Origin of the sequence: Tardiphaga sp. OK245 (assembly GCF_900108575.1) — a bacterium.
GTDB lineage: Bacteria > Pseudomonadota > Alphaproteobacteria > Rhizobiales > Xanthobacteraceae > Tardiphaga > Tardiphaga robiniae.
The window spans coordinates 897,250-912,334 of sequence record NZ_FNWZ01000002.1 but is presented as its reverse complement, the minus strand read 5'-3'; the positions used below and the strand labels follow the sequence as shown (position 1 = coordinate 912,334).

General features: G+C 61.2%; 15 protein-coding genes. 7 read left to right on the top strand and 8 right to left on the bottom strand.

Annotation, left to right across the window (positions count from 1 at the left end; translation table 11 throughout):
* Nucleotides 1–22: 22 nt before the first annotated feature.
* The 3 genes from sdhA to sdhC are packed head-to-tail and all read right to left on the bottom strand — an operon-like array spanning nucleotide 23 to nucleotide 2,661.
* A complete protein-coding gene (gene sdhA, locus BLW80_RS11035) occupies nucleotides 23–1,861 on the bottom strand; it encodes a succinate dehydrogenase flavoprotein subunit (protein ID WP_089266499.1) in 1,839 nt (612 codons plus the stop codon).
* Between the two features lie 3 nt (nucleotides 1,862–1,864).
* A complete protein-coding gene (gene sdhD, locus BLW80_RS11030) occupies nucleotides 1,865–2,266 on the bottom strand; it encodes a succinate dehydrogenase, hydrophobic membrane anchor protein (protein ID WP_089266497.1) in 402 nt (133 codons plus the stop codon).
* Nucleotides 2,263–2,661, bottom strand: coding sequence for a succinate dehydrogenase, cytochrome b556 subunit (sdhC, locus tag BLW80_RS11025; protein WP_068737900.1), 399 nt, complete (start codon nucleotides 2,659–2,661; stop codon nucleotides 2,263–2,265). Before sdhC ends, sdhD begins: the two co-directional genes overlap by 4 nt.
* 246 nt (nucleotides 2,662–2,907) lie before the next feature.
* Between sdhC and BLW80_RS11020 the strand changes: the two genes are divergently transcribed.
* Together BLW80_RS11020 and BLW80_RS11015 are read left to right on the top strand one after the other, a co-directional pair.
* Complete coding sequence (locus tag BLW80_RS11020) at nucleotides 2,908–3,756, top strand: sulfite exporter TauE/SafE family protein (RefSeq protein WP_093757929.1); 849 nt, start codon at nucleotides 2,908–2,910, stop codon at nucleotides 3,754–3,756.
* Between the two features lie 232 nt (nucleotides 3,757–3,988).
* Nucleotides 3,989–4,849: a cation diffusion facilitator family transporter gene (locus BLW80_RS11015; RefSeq protein WP_502688593.1), complete on the top strand. Its 861-nt coding sequence runs from the start codon at nucleotides 3,989–3,991 to the stop codon at nucleotides 4,847–4,849.
* Between the two features lie 76 nt (nucleotides 4,850–4,925).
* On the opposite strand, the gene BLW80_RS11010 is transcribed toward BLW80_RS11015, so the two are convergent.
* On the bottom strand, nucleotides 4,926–6,440 hold the full coding sequence (locus tag BLW80_RS11010) for a malonate--CoA ligase (RefSeq protein ID WP_093757928.1): 1,515 nt from the start codon (nucleotides 6,438–6,440) through the stop codon (nucleotides 4,926–4,928).
* A 414-nt stretch (nucleotides 6,441–6,854) separates the two neighbouring features.
* Between BLW80_RS11010 and BLW80_RS11005 the strand changes: the two genes are divergently transcribed.
* The 3 genes from BLW80_RS11005 to BLW80_RS10995 all read left to right on the top strand — a co-directional run bounded on the left by BLW80_RS11005 (nucleotide 6,855) and on the right by BLW80_RS10995 (nucleotide 9,127).
* Nucleotides 6,855–7,442 (top strand): fasciclin domain-containing protein, encoded by a 588-nt coding sequence (locus tag BLW80_RS11005; RefSeq protein WP_093757927.1) that lies wholly within the window; start codon nucleotides 6,855–6,857, stop codon nucleotides 7,440–7,442.
* A 255-nt stretch (nucleotides 7,443–7,697) separates the two neighbouring features.
* On the top strand, nucleotides 7,698–8,333 hold the full coding sequence (locus BLW80_RS11000) for a cytochrome b/b6 domain-containing protein (protein ID WP_093757926.1): 636 nt from the start codon (nucleotides 7,698–7,700) through the stop codon (nucleotides 8,331–8,333).
* Nucleotides 8,334–8,344: 11 nt separating this feature from the next.
* Entirely contained in the window at nucleotides 8,345–9,127 is a 783-nt protein-coding gene (locus BLW80_RS10995; RefSeq protein WP_093757925.1) for a molybdopterin-dependent oxidoreductase, read from the top strand.
* On the opposite strand, the gene BLW80_RS10990 is transcribed toward BLW80_RS10995, so the two are convergent.
* Nucleotides 9,114–10,307 (bottom strand): YbfB/YjiJ family MFS transporter, encoded by a 1,194-nt coding sequence (locus BLW80_RS10990; RefSeq protein WP_244528184.1) that lies wholly within the window; start codon nucleotides 10,305–10,307, stop codon nucleotides 9,114–9,116. The two genes, BLW80_RS10995 and BLW80_RS10990, sit on opposite strands and share 14 nt — an antisense overlap.
* A gap of 132 nt (nucleotides 10,308–10,439) precedes the next feature.
* Here BLW80_RS10990 and leuB point away from each other — a divergent pair, with 132 nt between their 5' ends.
* Nucleotides 10,440–11,552: a 3-isopropylmalate dehydrogenase gene (leuB, locus tag BLW80_RS10985; RefSeq protein WP_093757923.1), complete on the top strand. Its 1,113-nt coding sequence runs from the start codon at nucleotides 10,440–10,442 to the stop codon at nucleotides 11,550–11,552.
* A gap of 224 nt (nucleotides 11,553–11,776) precedes the next feature.
* Here leuB and BLW80_RS10980 read toward each other — a convergent pair whose 3' ends face one another.
* Both BLW80_RS10980 and BLW80_RS10975 read right to left on the bottom strand, forming a co-directional pair.
* Nucleotides 11,777–12,154 carry a hypothetical protein gene (locus BLW80_RS10980; RefSeq protein ID WP_089266485.1) on the bottom strand — a complete coding sequence of 126 codons (378 nt, stop codon included), beginning with the start codon at nucleotides 12,152–12,154 and terminating at the stop codon, nucleotides 11,777–11,779.
* Nucleotides 12,155–12,340: 186 nt separating this feature from the next.
* Nucleotides 12,341–13,144, bottom strand: coding sequence for a hypothetical protein (locus tag BLW80_RS10975; RefSeq protein ID WP_093757922.1), 804 nt, complete (start codon nucleotides 13,142–13,144; stop codon nucleotides 12,341–12,343).
* 115 nt (nucleotides 13,145–13,259) lie between these two features.
* Here BLW80_RS10975 and BLW80_RS10970 point away from each other — a divergent pair, with 115 nt between their 5' ends.
* A complete protein-coding gene (locus tag BLW80_RS10970; protein ID WP_068737914.1) occupies nucleotides 13,260–14,294 on the top strand; it encodes an aspartate-semialdehyde dehydrogenase in 1,035 nt (344 codons plus the stop codon).
* A 102-nt stretch (nucleotides 14,295–14,396) separates the two neighbouring features.
* Here the strand turns inward: BLW80_RS10970 and BLW80_RS10965 are convergent, their stop codons facing one another.
* Complete coding sequence (locus BLW80_RS10965) at nucleotides 14,397–15,047, bottom strand: carbonic anhydrase (protein ID WP_093757921.1); 651 nt, start codon at nucleotides 15,045–15,047, stop codon at nucleotides 14,397–14,399.
* Between the last annotated feature and the right edge of the window lie 38 nt (nucleotides 15,048–15,085).

The window sequence follows — 15,085 nt, the reverse complement described above, 5'->3', positions numbered from 1 at the left end:
TCTCAAGCCTTCGCTGTCATCATTAGTACACGCGCGCTTTGGGCACGATGTACTGAACGTCGTTGGTCATCGTGTAGTCGTGCACCGGGCGATAATCGATGGTGGTCTTGCCGCCCCCATCGATCCACGCCAGCGTGTGCTTCATCCAGTTCTTGTCGTCGCGATCCGAGAAGTCCTCGCGCGCATGCGCGCCGCGGCTCTCGGTGCGGTTCGCAGCCGAGTCCATGGTGACGATGGCCTGAGTGATCAGGTTGTCGAATTCGAGGGTCTCGATGAGATCCGAATTCCACACCAGCGACCGGTCAGACACGGCGATATCGCCGATACCGCCATACACCTTGTGGATCAACTCCTTGCCTTCGTTCAGCACTTCACCAGTGCGGAACACGGCGCAGTTGGTCTGCATCACATGCTGCATGTTCTCGCGGATCTTCGCGGTCGAAGTGCCACCCTTCGCATAGCGGTAGTGATCGAGACGACCAAGCGCGCGGTCGGCCGAGTCCTTCGGCAGGTCGGGCTGCTTGGCATTCGGCGTCAGCTTCTCAGCGCAGCGCAGCGCGGCCGCACGGCCGAACACCACGAGATCGATCAGCGAGTTGGAGCCGAGACGGTTGGCGCCGTGCACCGACACGCAGGCAGCTTCGCCCACGGCCATCAGACCCTGCACCACCGCATTGTCGTCGCCGTCTTTCTTGGTGACGACTTCGCCGTGATAGTTGGTCGGGATGCCGCCCATATTGTAGTGCACCGTCGGGACGATCGGGATCGGCTCCTTGGTGACATCGACGCCGGCGAAAATGCGTGCCGAGTCGGAGATGCCTGGCAGACGTTCGGCCAACACCTTAGGATCGAGATGGTCGAGATGAAGGAAGATGTGATCCTTCTTCTTGCCGACGCCGCGGCCTTCGCGGATTTCGATGGTCATCGCGCGCGAAACGACGTCGCGCGAAGCAAGGTCCTTGGCCGACGGTGCGTAGCGCTCCATGAAGCGCTCGCCTTCGGCATTGACGAGATAACCGCCTTCGCCGCGCGCGCCTTCGGTGACGAGACAGCCCGAACCGTAAATGCCGGTCGGATGGAACTGAACGAATTCCATGTCCTGCAGCGGCAAACCAGCCCGCAGCGCCATACCGCCGCCGTCACCGGTGCAGGTATGCGCCGAAGTGCAGGAGGCGTAAGCGCGGCCATAGCCGCCGGTGGCGAGAATGACGGTCTGCGCCTTGAAGCGATGCAGCGTGCCGTCGTCGAGCTTGAGCGCAATGACGCCGCGGCAGACGTTCTGATCGTCCATGATCAGATCGATGGCGAAGTATTCGATGAAGAACTCGGCCGAGTGGCGCAGGGCCTGGCCGTACATCGTGTGCAGCATGGCGTGACCGGTCCGGTCGGCGGCCGCGCAGGTGCGCTGGGCCTGGCCCTTGCCGTAATCCATGGTCATGCCGCCGAACGGGCGCTGATAGATCTTGCCGTCTTCGGTGCGCGAGAACGGCACGCCCCAGTGTTCGAGCTCGTAAACGGCGTCGGGCGCGTTGCGCACCATATATTCGATGGAGTCCTGATCGCCGAGCCAGTCCGACCCCTTCACGGTGTCGTACATGTGCCAGCGCCAGTTATCCTCGTGCATGTTGCCGAGCGAGGCGGAGATGCCGCCCTGTGCTGCAACCGTATGCGAGCGGGTCGGGAACACCTTGGTGATACAGGCGGTGCGCAGGCCAGCTTCGCCGCAGCCGACGGTCGCACGCAGCCCAGCGCCGCCGGCGCCAACGACAACGACGTCATAGGTGTGATCTTCGATGGGATAGGCGTGGCCGTTGGTGGCGGGGCCGCCAACGCCGTTCGCGCCAGTGCCGTTGACGGCCATGCGCTACACTCCGGATGAAAGTTTAAGGATGGCGTAGATCGATGCCAGCGCCACAGCGGCAGAGAAGAAATTGTTGCCGATGATCGAGATCAGCTTGATCTTCTCGTCATGGACATAGTCTTCGATCACGACCTGCATGCCGATCTTCATGTGCCAGATGCTGGCAACGATGAAGAGCAACATGACGATGGCGACAATAGGCGAACCAAGGACCTGCGCGACGCCGGCCTGATTGCTTCTGAAAACCGACATCACGATGAAGATCACAGGGATCAGCAGAAGTAGCATGGCCACTGCAGTCAGGCGCTGACGCCAGAAGTCTGATGTGCCCGAATGCGAGGAGCCGAGACCGCGAACGCGACCGAGCGGCGTGCGCACCGACTTGGGCGAATTGGAGCCGCTCATCGTCCGCCTCCGATCGCGTAGGCAATGATCCAGAGCAGGATGGTGATGCCGATGCCGCCGATCAATGCGGCCCAGGTGAGCCATTCGCGCTCGGATGGCTTGAATCCGTAGCCGAGATCCCAGACCAGATGGCGGATCCCACTCATGGCATGATGGATCAGCGCCCACGTGTAGCCGAATGCGATCAGGCGACCGATGATGCTGCCTGTGAAGGCCTGCACATGGGCATAGGCGGCTGGGCCGGACGCAGCGGCGATCAACCACCAGACAAGAAGCAAGGTGCCGAAATACAAGGCGACGCCGGTAGCGCGATGCACGATGGACAACGCCATCGTCAGGGTCCAGCGGTACACTTGCAGATGCGGCGAAAGGGGTCGTTCGATCCGAGCGGTCATTTAGCAACTTTGACAGGTTAATGGGCAGACGGTGCCCGATTGGGGATCGCGTAGAGCAATTCTATTTACGAACTCAAAACAACCAGTGCAATCGCGAAATGACATACTCCGAACAATCGTTCAGAGCTTCAAATGAGCCTTGCATTTGCGGGTATTGACAGTTGCCGGGCTTGTTGCTGACAGCCTTGGTGAAGCGCGATTCATGAGAACTTCATGATGCGATAGCAAATGGCAATCGGGGCGGGAATGGCTGGGCTCAATGTAACCGAGATTGTCGAACTGGCGGCGCTTCTTATTGCCGTCGGCGCACTGGCCGGTTTCCTGGCGGGTGTCTTCGGGATAGGCGGGGGCGCCATCCTGGTCCCCGTATTTTACGAGTGTTTCCGCATCGCCGGAGTGCCTCTGGAAGTACGGATGCCGCTCTGTATCGGCACCTCGCTGGCCATTATCATCCCGACCTCGATCCGGTCCTTCCGTGCCCATATGGCCCGCGGCGCCGTAGATATGGAGATCCTGCGGAAGTGGTGGTGGCCGATCCTGATCGGCGTCGTCATCGGCAGCGTGACAGCGCGTTATGCCCCCGAGCGGCTGTTCAAGATCGTTTTCGTTGCCGTCGCCTGGTCCGCGGCGGCAAGGCTGCTGCTCGCGCGCGACGGCTGGAAACTCGGTAACGACCTGCCCGACGGCCCGCTGATGAAGATCTACGGCTTCTTCGTTGGTCTCCTCTCCACACTGATGGGCATTGGCGGCGGATTGTTCTCGAATCTGCTGATGACCTTTTATGGCCGGCCTATCCATCAGGCGGTGGCGACATCCTCAGCACTCGCCGTGCTGATCTCGATCCCCGGCGCCATCGGCTACATCTATGCCGGCTGGCCGGCCGCTGCGCGCTTTCCCGACGTCGCAGCGCTGCAGCTGCCCTTCGCTGTCGGTTATGTCTCGCTGATCGGCGCGCTGCTGGTGATGCCGACCAGCCTGCTGGTTGCACCGCTCGGCGTGAAGGCGGCACATGCGATGTCGAAGCGCGCGCTGGAAATGGCGTTTGGAATTTATCTATTCATCGTCGGCAGCCGGTTTGTCATCGCTCTAATATGACCCCGTAAATCAGAGCGGCCGACGCACAACAGCTACCGTAATAGTATCCGGATCATAACTTGCTATGGATGCCGTCAGACCACGCGACGGAACACCGATGGCGCACTCACATCACGATCATGACGACCACGGTCACACACACGACCATGCCGGCCACGACCACGCGCAAGGCGATCACGCCGGTCATTCCCACGGTCCCGGCGGGCATGTGCATGCGCCCGCGAGTTTCGGCATGGCCTTCGCCATCGGCATCAGCCTCAACACCGTCTTCGTCGTCATCGAGGCGATTTACGGCTATGCCAGCGGCTCGATGGCGCTCGTGGCCGATGCCGGGCACAATCTCTCGGATGTGCTCGGGCTGATCGCGGCATGGACCGCAGCTGTGCTGTCGAAGCGCGCGCCGACGCCGCGCTTCACCTATGGTTTGCGCGGGTCCTCAATTCTCGCAGCGCTCTTCAACGCCGTGTTCCTGCTGGTTGCCGTCGGTGCCATCGCCTGGGAGGCCGTACTAAGACTGTTCAATCCCGAACCCGTGGCCGAGATCACCGTGATGATCGTCGCGACCATCGGCATCGTCATCAACGGCGTGACCGCCTGGCTGTTTGCCTCCGGCCGCAACAGCGACCTCAACATCCGCGGCGCCTATCTGCATATGGTCGCCGACGCTGCCGTCTCGGTTGGCGTGGTCATTGCCGCGATCGTCATCATGTTCACCGGCTGGCTGTGGATCGACGCCCTGACCAGCCTCGTCATCTGTGTGCTGATCGTCTGGGGCACCTGGAGCCTCTTGCGCGACTCCACTGCGATGTCGCTCGCCGCCGTTCCGCGCGGCATCGACCCCGTTGCCGTGCGCGGCTACCTCGAACAATGCCCCGGCGTCGCGCAGGTGCACGACCTGCATATCTGGCCGATGAGCACCACCGAAGTGGCGCTGACCTGTCACATGGTGATCCCGTCAGGCGCGCCCGGCGATGCCTATCTGATAGAAGTCGCCGCACGCCTGAAGCGCGACTTCGGCATCGAGCACGCGACGATCCAGATCGAGATGGACCCGAATTCGGCCTGCGCGCTCGCGCCGGAGCATGTGATCTAGGGTATGGCCACACATAGCATCTCATGGTTCGAGACGGCGCTGCGCGCCTCCTCACCACGAGGGATCGTGCGAGGACCTACTTCGCGTAGATATCCTTGTAGCTATCGCGCAGTACGTTCTTCTGCACCTTGCCCATGGTGTTGCGCGGCAGATCGTCGACGAAGATCACGCGCTTCGGCATCTTGAACTTGGCGATCTGGCCATCCAGCGCCTTGAGCACGGAGGCCTCGTCGATCGCGGTCTTCTTGTCGCTCACGACCACGGCGGTGACGCCCTCACCGAAATCTGCATGCGGCACGCCGATCACGGCGCTTTCTATCACGCCGGGCATGGCGTCGATCTCGCTTTCGATTTCCTTCGGATAGACATTGAAGCCGCCCGAGATCACCAGATCCTTGCCGCGGCCGAGAATGTGGACATAGCCCTTGGCGTCGATCTTGCCGAGGTCGCCGGTGATGAAGAACCCGTCGTCGCGGAACTCCGCCTTGGTCTTCTCCGGCATCCGCCAATAGCCCTGGAACACATTCGGCCCTTTCACCTCGATCATGCCGATGGTGTCGCGCGCGAGTTCTTTGGCCGTCTCCGGATCGGTGACGCGCACGGAGACGCCGGGCAGCGGGAAACCGACCGCACCGGGCACGCGCTCGCCGTCATAAGGGTTAGACGTGTTCATGTTGGTTTCGGTCATGCCGTAGCGCTCCAGCACGGCGTGGCCGGTGCGCGCGAACCATTCGCGATGCGTATCGGCCAGCAGCGGCGCGGAGCCGGAGATGAACAGCCGCATGTGGCTGCAAGTCTCTTTCGTCAGGTTCGGCGACTGCAGGATACGCGTGTAGAAAGTCGGCACGCCCATCAGCACGGTGGCGCGGGCCATCAGCTTGATGATGAGTTCCGGATCGAGCTTGGGCAGGAAGATCATCGACGCGCGCGCAAACAGCGTCACATTGCTCGCCACGAACAGACCATGCGTGTGATAGATCGGCAGGGCGTGGATCAGCACGTCGTCCTTGGTGAAACGCCAGTATTCAACGAGGCTCAGCGAGTTCGACGCCAGATTGTCGTGGCCCAGCATCGCTCCCTTGGAGCGGCCGGTGGTGCCCGACGTATAGAGGATCGCGGCGAGATCTTCGTTCTTGCGCTCGACCGTGCTGAAGTCCGGCTTCTCTTTCGCTGCCGCATCGGTCAGCGAACCCTTGCCGTCGGCGCCCAGCGTCTCGACCTTCGCACCGACCTTGGCCGCAATGGCGGCGAAGCCTTCAGCCTTGGAGGGATCGCACACCACCAGCGACGGTTCGGCGTCGGTAATGAAGTAATCGAGCTCGTTCAGCGTATAGGCGGTGTTGAGCGGCAGATAGACCGCGCCGGCGCGCACGGTCGCCAGATACAGCACCAGACCGGGCACCGACTTCTCGGTCTGCGCCGCGACACGGTCACCCGGCTTGACGCCGCGAGCCACCAGCACATTGGCCATCTGGCCCGCCAGCGCGATCAGATCGCCATAGCTGATGTGCTTGCCCTCGGGCGTCTCGATCGCGAGACGCGAGGCATCGTCGAGTTTGTCGAACAGGCGAGAAAACAGGTTGGCGTTCATGGCAAGGTCACGCGGTGCAGGAGTGCGGGAGCGACCGGTGCAGCTAGCCCAACGATCGCGTCAATTTGTCCCGTTCCTTAGCAAGAATGGCCATATCTAGGCAACGCATCCTGCAGGCGGATGGACCGCCATATCTGGTGGATCAGCCCGTCGGGTCGCGTCATCTCGTCGCGACTTCCGCTCATGATTGTATCAAACGCGATGCATCGCACTCGTCATTGATTGCCTCGCGCGAACGAAATGCACCCGCAAAAGTTTCAGCGGCACCGAAAAATATGGCCTGAAACTGGTCCCGAGACCTCGCGTAACTCGGGCATCGACGGCGCAATCTGGCCTCCAGGGGATTGCCGCGGTTGATGCCATTCATCGCACCAGCGAGATCGCTGGTCACTTACATCACTCGGGAGACGATCCATGTCCAAGCGCATTGCACTTCTGTCGGCCATCGCATTCAGCACCCTCGCCATCACTGGCGCCGTGCTTGCCCCCGCGCAGGCCGAAGACAAGAAGATGATGAAGAGCGAAATGTCGGGCGAGAAGACCGTCATGGTCGGCGGCGCGCCGATGTATCCGTCGAAGAACATCGTCGAGAACGCCGTCAACTCGAAGGATCACACTACGCTGGTCGCCGCCGTGAAGGCCGCCGGCCTGGTCGATACCCTCTCCAGCAAGGGCCCGTTCACGGTGTTCGCACCGACCAACGCCGCCTTCGGCAAGCTGCCGGCTGGTACCGTCGACACGCTGGTGAAGCCTGAGAGCAAGGCGACCCTCACCAAGATCCTGACCTACCATGTGGTCCCCGGCAAGCTGAACGCCGCCGACCTCAAGGACGGCCAGAAGCTGAAGACCGTGGAAGGCGAAGAGCTGACCGTGAAGGCTTCGGGCGGCAAGGTGATGATCGTCGATGCCAAGGGCGGTTCCTCGACCGTGACCATCGCCGACGTCAACCAGTCGAACGGCGTGATTCACGTCATCGATACTGTCCTGATGCCGAAAGCCTGATCTCCGGCTTCTGCGCAACAAGTTCGCGCATCCTGACTTGTCCCCACTGGATGCGCGCGCGTCCCCCAAGGATACCGAGGGGCGCAAAAGGAGCGAGCCGGGGCAACCCGGCTCGCTTTTTTGTGATCGGTATGAGCCGACCCGACCGGGGTTGTTATAAGAGCCGCCGTAACGAACGACCGGTTATGCCGTATAGCTGGTAACAACTCGCGTCACCGAGCACCATCGAACCACTGCTCAGCCCAGGATATGCCTATGTCGAGCATCACAGCCGCCGGCGATCGCGCCGCAACCAAAGTTACGAATACCAAAGTCATCCAGCCCGCCTGGGTACGCGTCGTGCACTGGATCAACGCCGTCGCGATCGTGCTGATGATCATGTCGGGCTGGCAGATCTACAACGCCTCGCCGCTGTTCAATTTCACATTCTCATCATCCATTACGCTGGGTGGTTGGCTCGGCGGCGGCATCATGTGGCACCTCGCCGCCATGTGGCTGCTGGTGATCAACGGCCTCGTCTATCTCACTCTTGGCATGGTCACCGGACGCTTCCGCAAGAAGCTGCTGCCGATCTCGGCGAAAGGTGTGCTCGACGACACCAAGGCTGCGCTGACTGGCAAGCTCTCGCACGCTGATCTCTCGACCTACAATCAGGTGCAGAGGCTGCTCTATACCGGGATTATCGTGGTCGGCATTCTGATCGTCCTGTCGGGCCTCGCGATCTGGAAGCCCGTCCAGCTGCAATATCTTACGGCGCTGTTCGGCGGCTACGACACCGCCCGCTATGTGCATTTCTTCATGATGGCCGCTATTGTCGGCTTCCTCGTGATCCACGTGGCTTTGGCCTTGATCGTGCCCAAGAGCCTGCGTGCAATGATTATCGGACGCTGAGGGACACGACCATGATCAGGAAACTCCGCTCCCTCATCATTCCCGGCGTCGACAAGAATCTCCTCGTCAAGGATGCCACCAAACTGATGCCCGATCTGTCGCGCCGCCGTTTCATCGCGTCGGGTGCAAGCTTCGGCGCATTGACTTTGCTCACCGGCTGCGACGTGAGTGACAGTCTCTCGGCTGAAAACCTGCTGACGCATATGTCCAAGTTCAACGACATGGTTCAGGCCCGAATCTTCAATCCGAACACGCTGGCGCCGACCTATTCCGAGAAAGACATCAAGCGTCCGTTCCCGTTCAACGCCTTCTACGCCGAGGACGACGCACCGAATGTGGACGGCAAGGAGTGGAAGCTCGAAGTCTCCGGTCTGGTGCAGGACAAGAGGTCCTGGACGCTGGATGAACTGCACAAGCTGCCGGAAGTATCGCAGATCACCCGCCATATCTGCGTGGAAGGCTGGAGCGCCATCGGCTCCTGGCAGGGCACGCCGCTGCGCGACTTCCTGAAACTGGTCGGCGCGGACACCAATGCGAAGTGGGTTCATTTCCGCTGCGCCGAGGACTATACGAGCTCACTCGATATGCCCACGGCCATGCATGCGCAAACGCAGATGACCTTCAAGTTCGACAATCAGCTTCTGCCGCGGGCCTATGGTTTCCCGATGAAGATCCGCGTACCGACCAAACTCGGCTTCAAGAATCCGAAATACGTCGTCGCGATGGAAGTCACCAACGACTACAAAGGCGGCTATTGGGAAGATCAGGGCTATAACGATTTCAGCGGGAGCTGATCGGTTTCTGGAACATCGCCAGCACCGCACCGAACACCAGCGTCGCTGCTGAGACCACAAGAGCGGATGTGAGACTGCCGGTCGCGTCCGAAATGGCACCCACCGCGATCGGACCCAGAGTCTGGCCGATGCCGAACACGATCGTCACCGCCGCGATGGCCTTCGACCATGCCGCGCGAGGATAGTTGAAGCGCACGAAGGCCGTGGTTGCCGCAACCACCGCGAAGAATGCAACGCCGAAAATGGCGGCGGAGATGCCGAGCACCACAGGCGAATGCCCGAGAAGCGGCATCGCTGCGCCTACCGCATTGGTGCCGAGAATGATTGCCATGGCGCGGCCGCTCTGGCCACGCGCCAGCACGTTACGCCACAGCCAGGGCGACGCGAACGAACTAACGCCAATAAGGCACCAGAACGCACTCTGCGCCACGGCGCTTCCGCCACCATCACGCACATAGGCGATCATGAAGGTCATGTAGGCGATGTAGCCCGCGCCAAATAGGAAATAGGCAATGAGGTAGATCCACATCGGGCGGATCGCGAGCGGCACCTTGTCGTCCGTTGACGTGTCATCGGACGCATCGACGCGCGGACGCAACAGCGGCAGGCCGATCACGACCGAGACAAGACCGAGGACCAACCACACGATCCACCAGGAGCCCGGACCAAAGCCCTGCAGCACGAACGGCGCGATCAGACCGGACAGGAGGATACCCATACCTGGCCCGGCATAAAACAGACTGAGCAGATAGGACGACCGTTCGGGATAAGCGAGGCCGATGGTGGCGGCGAGCGCGCCGCCGGCCACGAACGAAACCGCCGCGCCAAAACCGGTGACCAGCCGCGCGATGCTGAGCAGCGTAAAATCCACGGTGACGCCGCAAACGATGAGCGACAGGATGCAAGCAAGCGTACCGCCCTGAATCACCGCGATCAGACCGAAGCGCCTGCCGAGCCCGGCCGCAACCAGTGCGCCGGCGAGATAGCCCGCGGCGTTGACGGTATTCATGAAGCCGGCCGCCGAATAAGACCATTGCAGGCTGTCGCGCATATCGGGCAACACCAGCGAATAGGCAAAGCGGCCGATGCCGAGCCCGATGGCCGGCGCGAGCGACAGGACGAGTATCAGCCACGCCGGGTTAGGGCGCGCCGGGGAAGGCACAGATGACGTCACGGGGATCTCCGCTGCGTCAGCAATGTCGCAGGTTTCACGGCACCCGCAATCACCCCTTCGGCAACACTGTCTTGCCATTCCCGCAATGACGTCTTAGCACTCGCGGCAATCAGTAACGGATTGCAAGGGCACTTGAATATGGCAACGCACAAATTGCTGCTTCTCCCCGGCGACGGCATCGGCCCTGAAGTGATGGCCGAGGTGAAGCGCCTGATCGACTGGATCGATGCCCAGGGCATCGCCAAATTCACGATCGAGAACGGCCTGGTTGGCGGCGCCGCCTATGATGCCGACAAGCTCCCTATCACCGATGCCACAATGGCCAAGGCGGATGCAGCCGACGCCATCATCTTCGGCGCCGTCGGCGGTCCGAAGTGGGACAACGTGCCTTATGAGCATCGACCCGAGGCCGGCCTGCTGCGCCTGCGCAAGGATCTCGGCCTGTTCGCCAATCTGCGTCCAGCCGTGTGCTATCCCGCGCTGGCGGAATCATCGAGCCTGAAGCGTGAGGTCGTCGAGGGCCTCGACATCATGATCGTGCGCGAGCTCACAGGCGGCGTCTATTTCGGCGAACCGAAGACCATCACCGATCTCGGCAACGGCCAGAAGCGTGCCGTCGATACGCAGGTTTACGACACCTATGAAATCGAGCGCATCGCCCGCGTCGCTTTCGATCTGGCCCGCAAGCGTCAGAACAAGGTGACGTCGATGGAAAAGCGTAACGTGATGAAGTCGGGCGTGCTCTGGAACGAGGTTGTCACCCAGGTGCATGGCCGCGAATACAAGGACGTCACGCTCGAGCATCAGCTCGCTGATTCCGGCGGCATGAACCTCGTGAAGTGGCCGAAGCAGTTCGACGTCATCGTTACCGACAACCTGTTCGGCGACATGCTCTCGGATATCGCGGCGATGCTGACCGGTTCGCTCGGCATGCTGCCCTCGGCCTCGCTCGGCGAAGTCGATGCCAAGACCAAAAAGCGCAAGGCAATGTATGAGCCGGTGCATGGTTCGGCGCCGGACATTGCCGGCAAGGGCATGGCCAATCCGCTGGCGATGATCGCCTCGTTCGGCATGGCGCTGCGTTATTCGCTGGAGATGGGCGAGTTGGCCGACAAGGTCGACCAGGCCATCGCCGCGGTTCTGGCAAAGGGTCTGCGGACGGCGGACATCAAGTCGGAAGGCGCAACAGTGGTGAGCACATCCGGCATGGGCGAAGCACTGCTGAAGGAATTGCAGACGCTGCACGCTTAAGCGCGTGAAGGCTCAAGCCACTCGATCTGTCGTCCCCGCGAAGGCGGGGACCCATAACCACGATGAGCGTGGGTTAAGCGACAGAGTTGCGGCTACAGCGCTTCGATTAGATCTTCGGCGTGTATGGGTCCCCGCCTTCGCGGGGACGACATCGGAGAGACCTTCCCCACGAACAAAAAATGCCCGGCTGAGCCGGGCATTTTCGTATCGATATGTCGCCGCGCTCAGTAGAGCGGGAAGCGCTCGGGATAACCGCCGAGATCCCACTGCGAGTTGAGCGGCTGGCGGTCCAGCGGACGGTTGTTGTTGTCGCGGGCGAAGGAGTAACCGGGCGGATAGGCATAATCAGTGAACTTGCGGTCACCCGGGAGCACTTCGACGCCGGCATCGAGCCAAGAACGACGCGTCACGTAAACGCGGGTGCGGCCCTGCTGATAGGACACGTTCGGGCCGCGCGCGCCATAAACAGCGTCACGGTCAGAAACACGAACCTTCTTCTTGGTGGCGGCATCGGCCGGCGAGACGGCAACGGCGGTCGCGATGACGGCAACCGTCGCGAACAACATGGCGAGAGTTTTCGCGGCGGGGAATTTCAAGGTCATCAGGTCCTCATTGCAGTCAGAAGATCGGCGTTCAAAAGCCGAGTCGGCAAATCCGATTTGCGGTCAATTTAACTGGCCGGGGTATCCGGCCACAAGGTCTATCCGGCCACAGTCGTCGATATAATGCGCGGTGTGGCCGAATGTTGCATGTAATCCAAGGTCTTGGTCCAACCCATCACGAAGAGGTCACAAGCTGCCGCGCAGCAGCGGGTTCTGGGCGCCCGTGACCCAATCGGCTGAAGTGGCCGACAGCGCCGCGCCGCTGATGCAGCCGGCCCGCTTCAAATCTGCCTGGGCAAAGGCCTCCTGCAGCCGGGGTTCATTGCCGGCGGTGAGCAGCACCAGCCGGTTCAGGGTGCAGGCGATCGCCGCCCGCCGCGCCGGCAGGCCGTCTCCCTGGCACGACCAGCCGGAAATCCTGAGATTGGCCACCTCCAGCGTCTTCATGAAGCCGAGGCAGCGCTTGTTGTCTTTCAGCCGGTCGGCAAAGCCCATCAGGGCGACCGGCCCGAACTTGCTGTCGATAATGCCCTCGCCCACCACCTCGCGAACGCCGCCGGGGTCCATGCGGCCCGCAATGTCCGCTGCCGGCGGACCTGCCCGCTCGGCCTCGGCACCAGGGCGATACAATTCCAGCTCGGCCGCCGGGGGCTCCCCGGGCGACGCCCAGCGCAAAACATCCTTGCGGCCGCCTTCGGGGTGCCTCAAAATCTCGTAAGAGGCTGTTTTACCTGATGAATCAAACTGGCTGACGGCAAAAGCGGGATGGGAGCGGCTGGCGACGCTCCAGCCGGCTTTGACCGCCGGTTCGCTGCTGAGGTCAAATTCCAGTCCGTCGAAAACCGTAGCCGCGGCCATGACAACCAGTGCCAGCACCCCCATATAGGCGAGCAGACGCACGGCGATGGCACCGCACTCGTCGGCAAAGCTCTGCAGGGCAGGATGGACACCTGCCGACTTTGGGTGGTGCGAAACCAAAATTGAACGCATCAACACACGCAAACACGCTTAGGACGTTGTCTTTGCGACGTTTCTCGCATAGAAGCGCGGCTCTTCCCTTTCCACGGTATGTGGGGGTGAAGCATATTTCTTCGGAGAGTGAACGATGGGTTACAAAGTCGCGCTGGTCGGAGCGACCGGCAATGTCGGGCGTGAAATGCTCAGCATTCTGGATGAACGTAAATTCCCCGCTGACGAGGTCGTGGCGCTCGCGTCGCGCCGCAGCATGGGCGTTGAGGTTTCCTTCGGCGACAGAACCCTGAAATGCAAAGACCTCGCGACCTATGACTTCAGCGACGTCGACATCTGCCTGATGTCAGCCGGCGGAGCCGTGTCGAAGGAATGGTCGCCGAAGATCGGCGCAGCCGGTGCCGTCGTGATCGACAACTCGTCGACATGGCGCATGGACCCGGACGTGCCGTTGATCGTGCCGGAAGTGAATGCCTCGGCCGTTGATGGCTTCACCAAGAAGAACATCATCGCGAACCCGAACTGCTCGACTGCGCAGCTCGTGGTGGCGCTGAAGCCGCTGCATGACAAGGCGACCATCAAGCGCGTCGTCGTCTCGACCTATCAGTCGGTGTCGGGCGCCGGCAAGGATGCGATGGACGAGTTGTTCTCGCAGACCAAAGCCGTCTACACCAACAGCGAGCTGGTCAATAACAAATTCCCGAAGCGTATCGCCTTCAACGTCATCCCGCAGATCGACGTGTTCATGGAGGACGGCTACACCAAGGAAGAGTGGAAGATGATGATGGAGACCAAGAAGATTCTTGATCCCAAAATCAAAATGTCCGCGACCTGCGTGCGCGTGCCGGTGTTCGTCGGCCACTCGGAAGCGGTCAACATTGAATTCGAGAACCCGATCTCGGAAGATGAAGCCCGTGACATCCTGCGTAATGCGCCAGGCTGCCTCGTGATCGACAAGCGCGAGCCCGGTGGCTACGTCACGCCCTATGAGGCCGCCGGCGAAGACGCCACCTATATCAGCCGCATCCGCACGGATTCGACGGTCGATAACGGTCTGGTTCTTTGGTGCGTGTCGGACAATCTGCGCAAGGGCGCCGCGCTCAACGCCGTGCAGATTGCGGAATGCCTGATCAACCGCAAGCTGATCACGGCGAAAAAGAAGGCCGCGTAAGCCTCACGCAGCCTTCAAGGAAACAACGAAGCCCGGCCGCACAAGCGTCCGGGCTTTTTCTTTCACAGCGTGTGGAATTTGCCTCATGGTGAGGTCAGATTATCAGGAGGCCTTTGCCTGACTGACCGGCCGGAATTCTTTCGCGACCTGATCCAGCACTGAGAGCGAGCCCACAGCAACGCCGAAATAAGCGCCGTGCAATTCGAGTTCGCCCTTCGCGACCTTGCTGCTCACGAACGGGAACGTCATCAGGTTTTCCAGACTGCGGAACACGGCGGCCTTCTCGATACGGGTGACGAAATCCTGAAACGCCTCGTGCTCGCGGATCTCAACCTTCTCGTCGGGCTTGATGAACATCGACATCCAGCGGCCGATGAAGTCACCCGGTGATAGCGGCGCCGCATTGTCGACGAAAGCGCGGATGCCGCCGCATTGCGCGTGGCCGAGGATCACGATGTGCTTCACCTTCAGGACCTGCACCGCATATTCCAGTGCCGCCGAGACGCCGTGGGCACCGCCGTCGGGCTGATAGACCGGCACGAGGTTGGCGATGTTTCGCACCACGAACAGCTCGCCCGGGCTGGCGTCGAAGATGACCTCTGGCGATACGCGCGAGTCGCAACAGCCGATCACCATGACTTCCGGCGATTGGCCCTTTTCCGATAATTCGCGGAAGCGCGACTGCTCGGTCGGCAATCGCTCCGACGTAAAGGTCTGGTAGCCGGCGATCAGTTGCTTCGGAAATGATGTCATAGTCTGCCTCGTTCGGAGCATGATCCCGAAAAGTGGAT